The organism is Dickeya parazeae Ech586 (assembly GCF_000025065.1).
In the GTDB taxonomy this organism is placed as follows: Bacteria; Pseudomonadota; Gammaproteobacteria; order Enterobacterales; family Enterobacteriaceae; genus Dickeya; species Dickeya zeae.
In genome coordinates, this window is record NC_013592.1 from 4,306,393 (window position 1) to 4,323,512 (window position 17,120).

15 protein-coding genes are annotated in these 17,120 nt (G+C 52.0%); 4 read left to right on the forward strand and 11 right to left on the reverse strand.

What is annotated here, in order from left to right; all coding sequences use genetic code 11:
- Positions 1 to 116 precede the first annotated feature (116 nt).
- Together DD586_RS18805 and DD586_RS18810 are read right to left on the reverse strand one after the other, a co-directional pair.
- The gene (locus DD586_RS18805; protein ID WP_012886381.1) at positions 117 to 1,304 is read right to left on the reverse strand and encodes a tyrosine-type recombinase/integrase; all 1,188 of its coding nucleotides are present in this window, start codon (positions 1,302 to 1,304) and stop codon (positions 117 to 119) included.
- Between the two features lie 418 nt (positions 1,305 to 1,722).
- A complete protein-coding gene (locus DD586_RS18810) occupies positions 1,723 to 2,928 on the reverse strand; it encodes a helix-turn-helix domain-containing protein (protein ID WP_012886382.1) in 1,206 nt (401 codons plus the stop codon).
- A gap of 69 nt (positions 2,929 to 2,997) precedes the next feature.
- On the opposite strand from DD586_RS18810, the gene DD586_RS18815 reads away from it, so the two are divergent.
- Positions 2,998 to 3,213 (forward strand): hypothetical protein, encoded by a 216-nt coding sequence (locus DD586_RS18815; protein WP_041164646.1) that lies wholly within the window; start codon positions 2,998 to 3,000, stop codon positions 3,211 to 3,213.
- Between the two features lie 220 nt (positions 3,214 to 3,433).
- On the opposite strand, the gene DD586_RS18820 is transcribed toward DD586_RS18815, so the two are convergent.
- The 9 genes from DD586_RS18820 to DD586_RS22065 form a co-directional block, all read right to left on the reverse strand.
- On the reverse strand, positions 3,434 to 3,751 hold the full coding sequence (locus tag DD586_RS18820) for a helix-turn-helix domain-containing protein (protein WP_226068112.1): 318 nt from the start codon (positions 3,749 to 3,751) through the stop codon (positions 3,434 to 3,436).
- A 287-nt stretch (positions 3,752 to 4,038) separates the two neighbouring features.
- Positions 4,039 to 4,188 carry a hypothetical protein gene (locus tag DD586_RS22140; protein WP_012886384.1) on the reverse strand — a complete coding sequence of 50 codons (150 nt, stop codon included), beginning with the start codon at positions 4,186 to 4,188 and terminating at the stop codon, positions 4,039 to 4,041.
- Positions 4,189 to 4,295: 107 nt separating this feature from the next.
- Positions 4,296 to 6,260, reverse strand: coding sequence for a PatA/PatG family cyanobactin maturation protease (locus tag DD586_RS18825; RefSeq protein WP_041164648.1), 1,965 nt, complete (start codon positions 6,258 to 6,260; stop codon positions 4,296 to 4,298).
- A 508-nt stretch (positions 6,261 to 6,768) separates the two neighbouring features.
- Positions 6,769 to 7,395, reverse strand: a complete 627-nt coding sequence (locus tag DD586_RS18830; RefSeq protein WP_012886386.1) for a glycoside hydrolase family 19 protein — start codon at positions 7,393 to 7,395, stop codon at positions 6,769 to 6,771.
- Positions 7,396 to 7,608: 213 nt separating this feature from the next.
- Positions 7,609 to 8,751: an MFS transporter gene (locus tag DD586_RS18835; protein WP_012886387.1), complete on the reverse strand. Its 1,143-nt coding sequence runs from the start codon at positions 8,749 to 8,751 to the stop codon at positions 7,609 to 7,611.
- Entirely contained in the window at positions 8,748 to 10,061 is a 1,314-nt protein-coding gene (locus tag DD586_RS18840; protein ID WP_012886388.1) for a PDC sensor domain-containing protein, read from the reverse strand. Before DD586_RS18840 ends, DD586_RS18835 begins: the two co-directional genes overlap by 4 nt.
- Complete coding sequence (locus DD586_RS18845; RefSeq protein WP_012886389.1) at positions 10,058 to 11,089, reverse strand: ligand-gated ion channel; 1,032 nt, start codon at positions 11,087 to 11,089, stop codon at positions 10,058 to 10,060. Before DD586_RS18845 ends, DD586_RS18840 begins: the two co-directional genes overlap by 4 nt.
- Positions 11,090 to 11,091: 2 nt before the next feature.
- The gene (locus tag DD586_RS18850; RefSeq protein WP_012886390.1) at positions 11,092 to 12,462 is read right to left on the reverse strand and encodes a pyridoxal-dependent decarboxylase; all 1,371 of its coding nucleotides are present in this window, start codon (positions 12,460 to 12,462) and stop codon (positions 11,092 to 11,094) included.
- A gap of 20 nt (positions 12,463 to 12,482) precedes the next feature.
- The gene (locus tag DD586_RS22065) at positions 12,483 to 12,629 is read right to left on the reverse strand and encodes a hypothetical protein (protein WP_157668907.1); all 147 of its coding nucleotides are present in this window, start codon (positions 12,627 to 12,629) and stop codon (positions 12,483 to 12,485) included.
- A gap of 293 nt (positions 12,630 to 12,922) precedes the next feature.
- Here DD586_RS22065 and pelC point away from each other — a divergent pair, with 293 nt between their 5' ends.
- The 3 genes from pelC to pelZ all read left to right on the forward strand — a co-directional run bounded on the left by pelC (position 12,923) and on the right by pelZ (position 17,050).
- Positions 12,923 to 14,050, forward strand: coding sequence for a pectate lyase PelC (pelC, locus tag DD586_RS18855; protein ID WP_012886391.1), 1,128 nt, complete (start codon positions 12,923 to 12,925; stop codon positions 14,048 to 14,050).
- A gap of 440 nt (positions 14,051 to 14,490) precedes the next feature.
- On the forward strand, positions 14,491 to 15,618 hold the full coding sequence (gene pelB / locus DD586_RS18860) for a pectate lyase PelB (protein WP_012886392.1): 1,128 nt from the start codon (positions 14,491 to 14,493) through the stop codon (positions 15,616 to 15,618).
- 169 nt (positions 15,619 to 15,787) lie between these two features.
- Complete coding sequence (gene pelZ, locus DD586_RS18865; RefSeq protein WP_012886393.1) at positions 15,788 to 17,050, forward strand: pectate lyase PelZ; 1,263 nt, start codon at positions 15,788 to 15,790, stop codon at positions 17,048 to 17,050.
- The last annotated feature ends 70 nt before the right edge of the window (positions 17,051 to 17,120 follow it).

Consider the following 17,120-nt stretch of genomic DNA (forward strand, 5'->3'; position numbering starts at 1 on the left):
TCTATACCAACTCTATTACAATGAAAAATATTTCTATTCTCTCACGAGGATTCATTAAGTGCAAAACAATAAAAAAATAAATAAAATCAAATATTTATTAAAAATCATTCATCCTGCTAGGTGGGAGAACCATTAACAAAATCCGCCCACGCTTGCATCATCTTTCGACGCTCATCCAAATACACCGCACGGTTGTAACTCGCTCGTACCTTATTACGCTCAGTATGAGCAAGCTGACGTTCGATCACATCCGGGCGGTATCCCATTTCATTTAAAATCGTTGATGCGGTAGCGCGAAAGCCGTGCGCGGAAAAACCGATGCTGTCCTTGCCATTAAACCCCATACGCTCAAGCGCACGGTTAAGGGTGGTCGCCGTCATGCAATCCTGTGGGTTACGATAATTTGGGAACAGCCACCCGCGTCCGCCAGTGTATGTTTGTAATTCACGTAGCAGCACAATCGCCTGCGTTGATAAGGGGACAATATGCTCCTCACGCATTTTCATTCTTCCGGCAGGGATTCGCCATTCAGCACCATCCAGATCAAATTCCCGCCATTCTGCTTTGCGAAGCTCAACAGTTCTGACGAACGTCAGTAGCATCAATTTTAAGGCAATCACCGTGGTGCGATAACCACCATAGCGATTCAGTGCCTGCATGAAATCCTCAATTTCAGTACGCGACAGAGGTTTATGATGCTCAACTTTAGGTCGGCGTATTGCGCCTTTGAGCGCCGCCGCCGGATCGCTATCTGCGCGAAGTGTTGCTACTGCGTAACGAAATATCGCAGAAGACCACTGCCTTATAAGCAAAGCAACTGTCTCCGCCCCTCGCCCTTCAATACGTTTAATGATCTCAAGCAGGTGGGCCGCTTTAACACTTTTGATTGGCAACTTACCAATGGCAGGGAATACATCGGCAGCTAAGAAGCGTTCAACCTGCCGTAAGTAGTAAGGTGTCCAGTCTGGTGACTTTTTATCGATCCATTCACGCGCAACAGCTTCGAACGTATTCGCGTTAGCGCTGTAGCTCGCCATACGTTCTAACTGGCGCTGATGTGCTGGATGTATCGCCTGTTTGACCAACGCTCTGGCTTTATCATGCTCAGCGCGGGCTTCGGCAAGGCTCAGTGTTGGATACTCCCCCAGAGCAAATACGTTTTCTTTTCCTGCAATACGGTATCGGTAGCGCCACAGTTTTGAACCTGACGGGCGAACATCCAGATACAGGCCACCGCCATCAGCTAGCTTGATCGGTTTATTGGCCGGTTTGGTACTACGAATTTTTGCATCAGTCAGCGGCATACAATTGCGGGTATCAGATAAACGATACCCGCAAAGATACCCGCTATTTTCGTGGATAACAATGGACTACCTCACCCGCCAATGAACGGTAATTGACTGTAATTTAATAAGATTAAACCAAAATATGGAGGACAATAAACGCCAATGGACGTCGATGGCAGTTATCGATAAGTAGCAGCATATCTTTATTGATCAGCGGATAAATGACGCTACATGCGTCGTCGATGTCATGCTGACAGCACATGATGTCGAATGAATGTGCCGAGTCTGAAGAGTTGAGAGGCGGTTGTCCAGATACGAGGTGGAAACAATCGGTACAGAACGTAAATGTGACGCAGAACGCGGGTATAAAAACCTGCCGACATCACGGGAAAACCCCGGTCAATGATGGCCGGGGCGCTCCGCGATAACCGAGTTCTCACCCGGTTTCATTACGCAGCAACATCGGATTGAACTGCTTTCTAAACTCGATGGGGGTCGCACCGGTGTAGCGCTTAAACATCTTTTCAAAATGGCTCAGGTCGCCATAGCCGCAATCCAGATAGAGATTAGTAATGCGGCTCATGGGGTGACACTCCAGCCGCTGGCAGGCATAGAAAATGCGGGTCTGATTCAGAATCTGTTTAAACGATAAACCCAGACTGTGCTTGAGCAGATAAGAAAGATGCGACGGACTGATATGCGAATTCTCAGCCAGTTCAATCAGCGTCACTTCACGTTGAAAATGCTCGCCCAGATACAACAGCGCTTTGATCACCGAGGGGTGGAACTGCTGCAACGCGTCCTGATCGCGGCTCAATACCGCATCACACAATGAGCGGTTAATCCGCCGCCCTTCCCCTCTCTGCGCCAGCTCCGTTAGGGGGATAATATGCGGCAGAATGCGGCTGGCCTGGGCCAGGCTAATCTCAGCATCCTCACTGAGCATTAGTAGCCGGGCGACGCTGTGCCACAATTGCCGGACATTGCCGGGCCATTCGTAATGGTGCAGATAAGACAGTACGTCAGGATGCAATGTCTGCCGGACCGATTGACGGTACGCCTGCCAGGCCGCGTGGACCAGTTCGACTATCTCTGGCGTTTTGCCTTTCAGGGCCGATATAGACAATAGCTGGCACCCAAAGGTCGACATCAGTTGTGCGCCGGGTTGTGTCGGCAACGCGCCGCGTTCTGTCGGGGTGGCTATCAACCCGAATACCAGCCGCAGCGCATGGTGACCGGCCTGTTCATCCTGCAATTGCTTCAGCAACGTCTGTTGTTGCTGTTCGGTCAAGGCATCAAAGCTGGGTATGCACAGCGTCAATCGATGACCATCAGGCAGCGAGGCAAGGACATCCATCACCTGTTTCACTGGGTCACCTTCGCCGCTAAGCTCGACATAACGCCCTTGGGATGCCAGCAGCCTGGCACGAATATAGCTGGTGATATCAGACAGATCGGCACCCGGTTCGCCATGCAGCAGAATCGGCTGGCCAGACAGCAATAACCGATCGATTTGCCCACGCAGTGCGGAGGGTAAAAAGATGAATTCAGGAATATGTCTTCCTACCGAATAACCCGCCAGAGGGATCTTTTCAGCAGGAATATTTTTTAGTTTACCAGGTAGTATATTTTCTGTTTTCACGGGAAAATCCTTTATTCAACTCCTGCCAGCGTACATTTCACAACAATGTACTCCTTCATAAGAACGGGTATGGCTGATGCAACGCCACCGTCTTATTTCAACCGCTATTTCAACCATAAAAACAACTATCCCTATCCCAATAATTCGGGCTACCCAAAAGCAGCAAATACCCAAGTGCTGACGCAGGTGAATGGCTGGGGAGACCCCATCAATACATACACCGGCAACCTGAAATGTGATAGCGATATACCCTGTCGAAAAACCGTCCTGACTACACCCTGGTAAAATAAAGTAAATCCCTTTACTGTTTTTATTGATTATCACCGCGAACATGGGATAAAAATAAAATGCTTTCCCTGCTGGCACTCGAATTCAACGCACAACGCCAACATGGTGATGTGACCGCGACAATTCATGCCTGTGCTGTCTATAATCACCCGCCCTCACAACAATCATTCGAGGGTTAATATGGCTTTCGTTAAAATATTATTTTCTATGTCTACAATCAGGTCTTATTCGCCTCATTCATAACCAACATGTTATATATTCCGGCAAAAATAAACGCGATGCATTTACACTCATCATGAGTCACGTCACGAGAAACCCGCTCATCCGAGGGTAAAATGAGATTATCTACCGTGACATCAAAGAATTTCGCAAATTTACACAATGTTTGCCTGGAAATAGGCTTGCCTAACTCGGCTCTTTTTACTGTAGAGATAGAGATATAACACTTCGACTCAAGACTCAGCTCCGACAATTCCTCCTGACTTAATTTTTTTTTAGCCTCAGGTCTTTGATCACTGCGGTGTTCAAGAAAAATCCATTGTTAGACATACATTCCCCTCTGCAATAAAAATTAATACGCTCTTTTTATGGCACTATTTTCATGACACGCTCTAAACACCAACCCTCATTTACTGTGGGTTGATATTCATGCATATGAATCATGCAGAGCCACAATCGAACCTATTAATTCGTTATGATGTACATTCACCGAACGTCATATCCCCTGATTTTGACAATATAATTATTACCGTATTACATCACTGTATTTTTTCTTATTATGAAGAAATGGTGCACGGCCATATGGCCGTGCACCATTGTCGATTAGCTCAGTACGCCGCTCAGCGCGCCCTGGCCTGCTTTTTTCAGCAGATTCAGCGCTTCACCCCAGAAAGCCGGGTTCACGCCAGAGGCTTTGGCTTCAGCAACACGGTTAGCGCGGTTCACATTCTGTGCTTGGGTTGGAAGTTTCATGGTATTTCTCCTTGAGTGTATTTACATCGTATTTTGGGGATATCCCCAGGTTAATGCCCCCAACTGGCGGCAAATCTTAAAACCGAGAACAAACGGCAAGCCGGGTATTAATAGGCATGCCAGCTACGCAGCGTGCCGATGGTGACCGGCATGACATCACTGACGTCAATGGTGTAGCGATACAGTTTGCGGGCAGCGGTAAGACGTTCTTTCGGGTTGAAGAACTCCAGTACCACGTCCCAGCAATCGGATTCCGGGCGGCTGACCGGGCTGCGCTCTGCGCTGATTTTGTTCAGGAATAATCCTTCAGCGAAGGCGTCATCGAAGATTTCCTTCATCTGATAAGCGTTAGTGGCCGCATAGTTAATCGCGCGCTCATTCGACTCGTAACCGCGGTTACGCAGCTCGTAGTAAATACGGTTGATGAAGTTGATCAGCTCTTTGGATTTCGGCGTACCGACGGCGCTTTCGCCCATCAGCATTTTCGAAATATCCTGGGATTCCCAGTTGAACATGCCGCGTAATACCGGGCTGATGGTCGGAATCACCTGGCCGTTGAACAACCGCGTTTCACCGCTGATAATCCCGGCGATGGAAACACGTTCTACGCCTTTGGTTTCCTGCTCGTACAGGAACTCCACCAGGCGGGCGTATTCCAGCACCGCGAACTGCGCATCCGGTTTAATGGCGTACACCGGAATACCGTCGATTTTTAATGTCCAGATCAACGCGTTGGATTGCTCCGCGTTATCGCCGGTATTCAAATGTTCAGCCATTTGTACTGGATCAAACGGATAGCCGCTTTTATTGCCCATGACCTGGGTGAAGTAATCCAACCGCGCTTCGGTACCGAAGTCATAGCCAACCTGGCCGATAACAAAAATCTTTTCCTGATCACGCACTGTGCGCGCATCCAGCGCAGAAGACTGCGGCATAATCCGCCGGGCAGGCGCATGCACATAATGGTTGGCCGCCGGGTCGCTGATTTTGGGGAACGCCAGGCCAGCGTCACGCGATGGCGCACTCACTTCGGTACTCAGGCTGGAAGGCGCCAGTACGGCATCATCGCCCAACGCCACATCCTGAATGTCCTGATGGGTGTCGATAATCGAGGGAACCAGCAGCTCCACAGCGGCAGGCTCAATATTTTTTTCTTCAGTTGACATGGTCATGATCCTTTTGGGTGGTTGGTGAGAGAATTCCTGTGCTATTTGCCGGAATACTTTCTGAATATTTAATCGGTATATCACTGACTCCCGATTAGCTGCCGTTGACAACACAAGAGGGGTCGCTGTAGTAAATAGCAGGTCCCGAATAATTTGTGGCGCACGACAATGCCCCGCCACATTTATTGCCCTCATGATTAATGCCGATATCGCCGACACTACCGGGGCAGAAAAACTGCTGCCAGAGACAACAGACAGATCATAATTCGGCGTAGCAACAGGAATGGATACACCGGATGCCAGCAACATTTTCTTTCTCAGTTTCACCCCATAGTTATTAAATGGAGCGGGCAACCCTTCTTTATCGCAGGCACCAACAGCCAGAACAAAATCCATTGATGCCGGTAATGACTCACTATTGCGGCCTTCATTACCGACAGCTGCCACAATCAACACGCCGTCTTTTTCACAATCGTCAATGGCTTTACGTAATTCATCCGTTCCATGGCCATTTATCGATAATGACGCACCACTCACATTAATAATATGGCAGCCATGTAAACGGGCATCACGAATCGCTTTTGCCAGGGTACGTTCAGAGCAGCCATGAATATTTCCCCGTTCATCCTCATGAAATACAGGGATACTCAAAATAGTGGCTGCCGGTGCAATACCAACGCCTTTTCCACCAATAATGCTGCTGACTGCCGTTCCGTGTGAGGTCGTTTTATTTTCCTGTGCAGCCAGGCTTTCAATGGTTAAATGATTTAATATCGGGTGATGACTATCAATGGCACCATCAATAATACCGATTTTTACTCCCTCTCCATTTATCCCTAATTGCTGCAAGCCCGATAGCGGATTGTCAACGAATAGATCACGAGTGTTCGACGAGTGCATCATCATTCTCTTTCCTGAATGTGGAATGTAAAATCCCCGGTGTTTTCAGACCACTCCGCTCGCAAGAGAATAACAACCGCTACTATTGCATGAATGATAACCATGCTGTCCGGTTATATTTTCTTTCACTCTGGAACTGGCGCAGAACTTTCACACAGTAAACACAGTCTGTCTCAATAAATGTCATCGTCATTTATGATTTAAACGACCTGCGATGCATCATTTATTTATCCTGAACGAATAAATTCATACTAGCCTTACTTAAAGAATATTTTGGTATCACTTTAGTATCAGTTTTATCAGATCCAGGTCGCTCAATAGGTTACCTATAACCATCCAATAAAATACTGAAAACTTATTGAACAACGCACCCCCATTTTAAAAAGACGGGATGTTCACGTCGCTGTGGAAAATATCGGCTCCAGATAAACCGGCGTTACCTTGCCTTGCCGAATTGACCTCTGGCACCGGTATTGTCCACATGCATCACGTTTATCAGTTAAAAACACGTTTATCAGTTAAAAGCGCGTTTAGCCTTCGCCAGATAGTTTTTACGATCGGCCAGGCCATTCAAGCCGCCATTAATCCTACGGGTGATCCCATTGATATCATCCTGATCGGCCAGTTCGTTGAGACCGTTCTTTTTCCAAAACCAAATTGCCGCCGCCACCGAAACGTCCGGATTCTGGCTAATCAGGTCAGGATTAGTCACCAGATCCTGACCAATGGCACTGCCACAGGCACGATAGTTATCCCGTCCCGTCAGTTGAATCAGCCCACGACCGCGATACTTCCAGCCATCACCGGTTTGCGTCGCGCCATTACCCAGTCGGTTGGCATAAACAATATTGGCGATGGCTTCGGGGTTGCGTTCACACTGTGCGGCCATCTCATCCGTGGTGAAATACCGCCCAAACACCGAGCGCAGCCCTTTGGCGCTGTAATTCAAATTCTCCACCCGGGCGCGCAACTCATTGCTCTCGTGCGCAATCTGGGCAATAAAGTGCGCAAAACGCAAAGGGGTATCGATCTGCGCCGCGTTGCATTCCTGCTGTAATGCCGGCTGAAATTGCGTGAGATCGTCGGCACTGGCGGCCGTCATTACCTTTTTTAATTTTTCCTGACTAATTTCAAGAGTCATTCGGTTTCCTCCTCAATGGCTTGACGCAGTCAGTTTGCAGAGGAAGACGCCTCCCTCTCTTGGGGAAATATCGGTAAAAAGCAGGGGAACATGCAGCAAAATCGGGGGAAATCAGGACATCGTCAATCCACGCCCCGGTCATCAACCGGGGCAAAGAAGCAACGAGGCGGCATTCCTGCGTTCACGACGAGACGGGGCATCAAGAAGCCGCGTTTATTGAAACGGCGTTTGGTGTTCAACCAACTCCCACACCAGGTAACAGAGGAAGGCGCAGCCGACCACCACCAGCACCAGCGTCATCCCCTCTGGCCCCATGCGGTCCATCATGAAACCGATGCCAATCAAACCGACGATGCCGCCGAGGGAATCCATCATGGTGTAACTCATGTTGGCAGACATCTGCTGCTGTGGATGAAAACGATCGCCAATCAGCGACAAACCAATGCTGTACACGCCGCCCATACTCCCACCCCAGAGATACAACAACACCAACGTGGCACCGTAGTCGGCGTACACCGCCAGTGCCAGAAACACCGCGCATACCACCGAGCAGAAAATACAGAACGCGACGATCCATTGTCGGTTTACCCAATCCGATAGCAGGCTGACGGCCATGCCAAGCGTCACGCTGCCCAACATGAACATGGTCATCAGCAACGATGCCCGCTCGTCCGTCAATCCATCGCTCATGCCATACAAGGTCAGAAAATTAGGTAAACCGTAAAAACTGACGCCCCCCACCAGCGCGGAAACCAGAATGGCGCGGGCATGACGGCAGACAAAGCGAAAACGAACCGCAGAAACCGTCTCCGACTGTGGGTTGATGTGGGCAATCCACACCAGCAACAACGAGCTCAGGCTCAGCAACGCAGTCAGCCAGAACCGCTGTGTCATCGATACTTGCGTTAGTTGCAACAAGACCGGCCCCAACGCTACCCCCAACGACAGCGCGGCTGAAAACAGCCCCATCACCACGCCACGCCGTCGCAGTGGCAATTGGTTAAGCCAGGTCTGTAGCAGGATCAGCTGCATCCCGGTACACAGCCCGTACCCCAAAATACTGACCAGCCAGCCGGGATAAAACTGTTGCCACGCCATGCTGACGCACAGCCCCGCACGCAGTAACACCAGTAACAGCGTTGACCACACCAGCCCTATCCACTGAATCAGCCGACTCAATCGCCGATGGAATAGCAATACGCCAATGATTTCGCAGGCCATCGCCACGCCTATCCACAAATTGTTATGACCTTGCAGGTTCATCAGCACCGGGATAGTGACGTAATTGATGCCGGAGACCAGTTGAATCAAGAACGTTTGCATGATCAACAGGATAGGTAATAACCGCCGTATCATAACGCCTCCGGATATTTAGGTACCCGCCAGCTCAGCCACAGCTGCCCCTTCTCCACCTGGCGGATAGCCACGTGTGCTAATTCAGCGTCTGCCTGCCAGAGCAAAAAGCGTCGCCACCAGTCCGCCGAGTCACCGTCTTCGCCCTTGTCCGGTTCACCGGTTCGTATCAGAAGGATATCCAGCACCCAGTACAGCAACGCTTCTTCCTGCAGGTGCACCTCAATTTGTAGCGGTTGCTGCGCCAGTTGCCGCCACAGTTGAAAGCTTTGCAACCAGAAACCACGGTAATAATCCGGTGAGAAATAGGCGTCCAGCACGTCGATGGGTACCTTCGTTAGCATGGAGGCTGGGCAGGGCAATAACGACGGCGCAGTGTGGTGCCACCATGCGGATAAATTGCTCTGCAACGCGCCGTGATTGTCCCGCACAGCCGGGTCTACGGTGGTGGTATCTGCAGAGAGGGGGATGGATGTCATGTCTAGCGGTGAGTGGGCAGGGGTGCCGCCACGCAAAAACAACAGCGGCAGCGTCTGGTCATACAGCCGTTCCAGTTGTAAAGGGGACGTGGCGTGCAACAACGCATGGTAAGCCTGCTCGCGCAGTGCCAGTTGCCTGCGTACCTGCTGGCTACTACGCCGCATCCACCATACCGCCAGTCCGACGACCAAGCCGAGAAACACAATGGTAATGATGGCCTTGCGAAATACCTGATTGAGCGCCTCTAACCGCTGATAAAAACGTGATAACTCAAGATCCATCGCCAGTACGCCGCGAAACGTCCCCTGTCGGTCATAAAAAGGCGCGTAGGCGCTGATGAAAACGCCCCATTCGTCCCGATACGGTTGTTCCGATACCCCAGTTTTCTGCTCCCGCAGCGCTGCCGCCAGTTCCGATGGCGCATTGTCATAGACCTGCATCAATGCCGGGGGCAGGTCGGGGACACCGTCGCCATCATTGTCGTTTTGCGGGCTGGGGTTGACGACAAAGCGCACCTTGTCCTGATCCAGTATCGTGGTATAGATGTAACGCACATCCTGCGACGCCTGACGAATACGTTCCAGTTGCACTGCCAGTTGCCGGTAAAGCGGATCATCACGCTCGGTATGCGCGGTGATGTTCTGGTGCTCATCGCCAGACAGGGTGGAGGCGGCCGCTCGCACGTTCGACAACAAGCCGATTTTAATTTCCTGCTCCAGCGTGTTGATAGACTTGTGGTAAACCATGTAGGTCGAAAACCCCAGCAAGCCGATAAAAATCAGGCTGGCGAACAATGCTTCGACCAGCGCTGCTCGTGAAGGTGAAACGTTCATAGCGTGATCCCCCGAATAACCAGCATCCCACCTATCGCCAGAAAACTGAGCGGAAAAACCAGACGACAGCGGCGTATCAATCGCTCATCTTCCACGCCGTTCGCTTGACGATGATGGGCGAAGATAATCAGCAAAATCGCCGCGAAAATGCTGCCATACCCGGCGATGATCATCTGATCGATGATTGTGGTGTAAGGCAGGCGCGGCAGAATATTGCTGGTGTAAAACGCATAGGCCACCACAGTCAGCATCAGCGTGAACGAGGTCTGCAAACGCTCGGAAAACGATTCGAGCCAGAACACGCTCCAGGAGGCAGCGATAATCAGCCCCAGCGGCAGGATAAAACTCCACAGGTAGTAGGACGGGTTGCGAACCGCGTCTATCTGCACCGTAATACGGGAAAATTCGTTCTGGTTGGGCTGCACACTGCTCAAATGATCATAACGAATATCGCTGATATGGGTGGCGGCTTTTCCCCGAATCCACCACTCGTCTATCTCTTCGTTATCAATGTTTTCGGTATAAACCTGGATGCTGCTGAACCGCAATTGCTGGTTGTTATAGGAAAACGGCTCCAGTTCCAGCACGAACTGTTGGTGATCAAACGGGAACAGGCGGAAATCCATGTCATTACTGAACGAACCCAAAAAGCGGGCGTTATAGATAACCCGGCCATCGGGAAACAGCATCAGGCGCTTATTACCAGTATCCGGGCTGCCAACCACGTTGATAAATTCCAGCGCCGGTACCCATAATCCATTCTTAATCCACCACTCGATCTGGTTGTTTTCAACGATCAAGGGTTTGTCGCCGGGTGTTTTGCGCGGCTTACCCGTCCATTGCGCGACCAGATACCCATCCACCTTGTAGGTTTGCTCGAGGGTGTTTACGCCGTAAATTTTATTGATAAAAATACTCACGCTCACATCGACCGGTCGGGTATCCGGCGCGTTATCCGCCACCGCCGCCCACACCGCTCCCCCCCAAAACAGACACCCCGCTGCAATGCATGCCCATAGCGTTCGCATAATCACACCTCCGTAACCGGCGCAAAAGCACCGGGCTGTCTGAGCGCCCACAGCAGGCTATCTACCAGTGCCTGATGACAATGCGGCAACACCACCAGATGGCAGAATCGCCTCGGCGTTCCCTGCACGACCACCTGATCGCTGGATAACGAAAACCGTTCAATCACCGACGGGTGTGGCGCACTGAATTGCACCATCAGCGAGCCACGGATTAACGGCAGTACCACTAACCGCTCCCGGCCGGGGTCAAGGCGTTCAAACAGATAGCGAAGTTGCTGGTATGCGTAGCGTTGTACCTCGTGACAACGGCGGATCATCTCTTGCTGTCCTGACTCACCCAGACGACACAGCTGGTTCCACAGCACCACCGCCGACAAGCCGGGACGCGAGCCGGATAACGTTGCCTCACCGCTGCCGATATAGTTCGGGCGATCGAGTGCCACCGCGCGATACGCTTCAGGCAACATCACCACGCCGCACGGCCACGGCATACTTAGCCATTTGTACGGGCTGGCGCAGATGGAATGCAGTGATGCCGCCAGTGCATCAATCGCCAGTTGACGCCCTTCCGGCTCCGGCCAGAACGGCAGATAATTGGACGACAACGCCCCGTCCATGTGCAGCCAATAGTGGCGTTGCTGCGGGGTATTCGGCGGCAGCAACCGCTGCAATTGCGCCGTAATCTGCGCCCAGTCGTCACAGGCACCGCTAAACGTCGTCCCACTGGTCAGGCAGATAATCACCGGCCGTCGGTAGCGATGAAAAAACACCACCAGTTGCAACAGGCTCTCTACGTCCACGCGCCCGGCATCATCGCAGGGCAGCGCCTGTGGCCAGACACCGCCATTAAACGGGCAACGCCCCAACGCCGGACCGGCTTGTGCGGGGGTTGCCAGCTGCAATACCCGGCACGCCTTGGCCAGTGAGTAGTGGCTGCGCTCGGAATACAGGACCACGGGCGCGTAGCGCGCATGCGCAGTGGACGGCCAATGGGTGGTCGCCGCGCCACACAGAAAATCGCGCGCATTCCACAGCGCAAACAGGTTGCCTTCCGTCGACCCCATCGCCGTCAGGTAACCCCAGTACGGTGATGGCAAACGCCACAGTTGGGCGTAATACGCCAGCACCGCCCGTTCAAAACGCTTGCTGTTAACCTGATAAGCACCGGGTTCCATGCTGTCCCCCAGGTTCAGCAGGTTCATCTCCAGCAATGGACGCAACCCGGCATCGAAGCCGCCCTGTTGGTTGGTCTGAAACCCGGCAAAATGCCGTTGCTGCTCCTCCATGTGCGCAATGTAAGTGCGCAAAATTCGCCTTCGTACCACATCATGCAGCCCATCAGCCAAAATAGTCAGTTCATCAACTGGTTGCATATCCCCACCCTTTGCTCATGTCAGCGATAAGAGCAGAGTAAGAAATTGCCCGCTTCACGAGCGCGGCTGTTCAACGTGGAAATACGGCGAAATGCGGGAGAGAAGCCACCGGGTGACACAACCGGGTCAGCGAACGGATCGGCCACCGTGCCTGTGAACAACTTCACAATTCATTCCAAACCAAAACTATGAAGATTTACTGAATAGTTATTGCCAAACCTGTTATCGAAACCCGTTAGCGTGAGCCTGCTCAAAACTATTAAAAAATCTATTCGATCCAGATAGTGAAATGGCATTTCGCTTGTTGAAGTGTTCGATTTTTACACTAAAACTGAGTCTGGTGACCGGCATGCATGGACAGCTTTCATCTACCGGCATACCGGCCAACGTCCACTACGGGCGCAGGGAAAAACTCATGCCCACAAACTTATTGATGGTTTAGAGAAAAGGAATACAGGCTATGAAATCACTCATTACCCCGATTACCGCTGGACTGTTACTGGCACTCAGCCAACCCGCGCTGGCTGCTACCAATACCGGCGGTTACGCCGCAACAGCGGGGGGCAACGTGACGGGTGCGGTCAGCAAGACGGCCACATCGATGCAAGATATCGTCGATATCATCGCAGCAGCCCGTCTGGATGCTAACGGCAAAAAGGTGAAGGGCGGCGCGTACCCACTGGTCATCACCTATACCGGTAATGAAGACTCGCTGATCAACGCGGCGGCAGCCAATATCTGCGGCCAGTGGAGCAAAGACCCCCGTGGCGTGGAAATCAAGGAGTTCACCAAAGGCATCACCATCATCGGCGCTAACGGCTCATCCGCTAACTTCGGTATCTGGATTAAGAAATCCTCTGACGTGGTGGTGCAAAACATGCGTATCGGCTACGTCCCGGGCGGGGCTAAAGATGGCGACATGATCCGCGTGGATGATTCGCCGAACGTCTGGGTTGACCATAACGAATTATTCGCCGCCAACCATGAGTGCGACGGTACGCCAGACGGGGATACCACCTTTGAAGCCGCCGTCGATATCAAAGGGGCGTCAGATTACGTCACCGTTTCCTACAACTACATCCACGGTGTGAAAAAAGTGGGGCTGGACGGTTCCAGCAGCAGCGACACCGGCCGCAACATCACCTATCACCATAACCGCTATAACGACGTGAACGCCCGCCTGCCGTTACAACGCGGTGGTCTGGTGCATGCTTACAACAACCTGTACACCAATGTCACCAGTTCCGGTCTCAACGTGCGTCAGAACGGCCAGGCCTTGATCGAAAACAACTGGTTCGAAAACGCAGTGAATCCGGTGACATCCCGTTATGACGGCAAGAATTTCGGCACCTGGGTGCTGAAAAACAACAATATCGCCAAACCGGCTGACTTCTCGACCTACGGTATCACCTGGACGGCAGACACCAAACCTTACGTGAATGCGGATAGCTGGACCTCCACCGGTACCTTCCCGGCGGTGAGCTATAGCTACAGCCCGGTTAGCGCGCAGTGTGTGAAGGACAAACTGGCTAACTACGCTGGTGTGGGTAAAAACCTGGCCACGCTAACCAGCGCCGCCTGTCAGTAACCCAGCAATCAATAACCCGGTGATCGAGCAGGCAATCGCCTGCTCTTTTTCAGGGTATGGACAAGCCTGCCGCTCATCTGGCGAATGAATTTAATAATCGGCAGGTTTTTAATTATTAAAGGTTATAACCAACAGGTCAGAACTCCGTCCATAAAGAGTGACGCCTGTCAAAATTTGAAAAAACATAACCATTACTAATAATGAACTGCCGTTTCACCTATTGAAATGTCGTCTTTTTGAGCTAAAACTGAGCGCAGGTTGATTCATGCGATTCGGTTTTACTTATGTGTACCCTGCATGAGTTGTGTGACTGAAAGGCAGTTAATGCCCCTGCAACATGAAGCATGACGGGAATATCGCGGCTGCATCAACCACCAATAAGGGCATGTGGAACGATAAATGCCCATTTCACATTTTTTTTAAAAACAGGAACACGACTCATGAAATCACTCATTACTCCCATTGCCGCCGGTCTGCTGCTGGCATTCAGTCAATCCAGCCTGGCCGCTGATACCGGTGGTTATACCAAAACGGACGGTGGTAACGTCACAGGCGCGGTTAGCAAAACGGCTGCGTCCATGCAGGATATTGTAAGTATCATCGATGCAGCCAAAGTGGATGCCAACGGTAAAAAAGTGAAAGGCGGTGCCTACCCACTGATCATCACCTACACCGGTAACGAAGACAGTCTGATCAACGCGGCAGCCGCCAACATTTGCGGCCAGTGGAGCAAAGATGCCCGTGGCGTGGAAATCAAAGACTTCACCAAAGGCATCACCATCATTGGTGCCAACGGTTCTTCCGCGAACTTTGGTATCTGGATAGTCAATTCCTCCGACGTCGTGGTACGCAACATGCGTATCGGCTACCTGCCGGGCGGTGCTCAGGATGGCGACATGTTCCGTATCGACAACTCGCCAAACGTCTGGCTGGACCATAACGAACTGTTCGCAGCGAACCACGAATGTGACGGAACCAAAGACGGCGATACCACCTTTGAATCCGCCTTCGACATCAAAAAAGGCGCCACTTACGTCACCATCTCCTACAACTACATCCACGGTGTGAAGAAGGTCGGTCTGGCGGGCTTCAGTGCTTCTGACAGCGCTGAACGCAACATCACCTACCATCACAACGTTTACAACGACGTTAACGCCCGTTTGCCGTTGCAACGCGGTGGTAATGTCCATGCGTACAACAACCTGTACACCAATATCACCAGCTCCGGCCTCAACGTCCGCCAGAATGGTAAGGCGCTGATCGAAAACAACTGGTTCGAAAATGCGGTAAGCCCGGTAACGTCACGCTATGACGGCAGCAATTTCGGCACCTGGGTACTGAAAAACAACAACATCACCAAACCGGCCGATTTTGCGACTTACAACATTACCTGGACAGCCGACACCAAGGCCTACGTTAACGCCGACAGTTGGACTTCCACCGGCACCTACCCGACTGTGCCTTACAGCTACAGCCCGGTTAGCGCGCAGTGCGTGAAGGACAAACTGGCTAACTACGCAGGTGTAGGCAAAAACCTGGCAACACTGACCAGTTCAGCCTGTAAGTAATGCCTTCCCGTCAGCCTGACTGACCTCTGGAACGTCCTGCGCCCGGTTTTGCCGGGCGCAGGACGCATGATTGATTCAGGGCGGGAGAGCCATCATTACTCACCCGCCTTTTGTTTGACAACGCCTCGCTATCAGGCAGAACACGCCCCGGCATAGGGATCAAGTCATCATGAAACACACCCTTTTATTTACGTTGTTATTCAGTACCTGCGTACTGACTGCTCAGGCCGCCAGCACCGCCGCCCCTGACCTGAAAGGATTCGGTACCGAGACGGTAGCCGGCAGCGGCGGCAAAGTTATCCGTGTCACCACGCTAGCCTCCAGCGGTGCAGGCTCGCTGCGCGAAGCATTGGCCACCAAAGGCCCGCGTATTATCGTGTTCGAAGTGGGCGGCGTGATCGACATATCAGATAGAGACATCCGTCTTGCCGAGCCTTACGTCACCATTGCCGGTCAGACAGCACCGTCACCGGGTATTACGTTGGTCAAGGGCGGCATGATGATCACCACCCATGATGTCCTGATGCAGCATATCCGTTTCCGCATTGGTGATAACGGTCACGCCAAGAAGAGCGGCTTTGAGAAAGACGTGTCACTCTACGGGCCGGACGCCTACAACGTGGTGGTGGACCACTGTAGCTTTGCCTGGGGCACCGACGAAAACCTGTCGGTTTCAGGCCCGCGTTACGACGGCCAGTCCGGTACAGCCCATAACGTTACCTTCTCAAATAACATTATTGCGGAAGGGCTGTACGACTCCAGCCACTCCAAAGGCATCCACTCGATGGGAACGCTGGTGCACGATAACGTGACCAACGCTGCGATCATCGGCAACCTGTACGCCCACAACAATGAACGCAACCCATGGTTTAAAGGCGCAACCACCGGCGTTGTGGTCAACAACCTGATCTACAACCCGGGGATTTGGGGTATCCGCATCGGGGCGATACAAAGCGAATGGGAAGGCCGTTCTTTGCCGGTTAACGCCAAAGTCGCGATCGCCGGTAACGTGATGTATTACGGCGCCAACACCAAATCCGATCTCTCACTGGTCGGCAGCAACACCACTGGTGGTGATGTCTGGATGAGCGACAATCTGGCCTTCGATAAAGCAGGCAAAGCCGTCGCGCAGACCTCCGGTACGGGCATTAACCTGCTGAAATCCGCCCCCGTCTGGCCCACCGGGTTGACGGCGCTCAGTTCATCGTCGGTAGCCAACCAGGTGACGCAGCACGCCGGTGCGCGTCCGAAAGACCGCGACGCGGTAGACAAACGCATCGTTAACGACTTCCAGAAACGCAGCGGCACCTTCGTCAACAGCCAGAGCGAAGTCGGTGGTTATCCCACCGCTACTACGACTACGCGTACGTTGACGGTACCATCCAGCGGTGTGGACAGTTGGCTGCAACAGATGGCGAAAGACCTGGAATAATCCCCCACCCGAATTCATTACCAACGCGTTAAAAAATAAAAGGGAACCCATTGCAGGTTCCCTTTTTTCT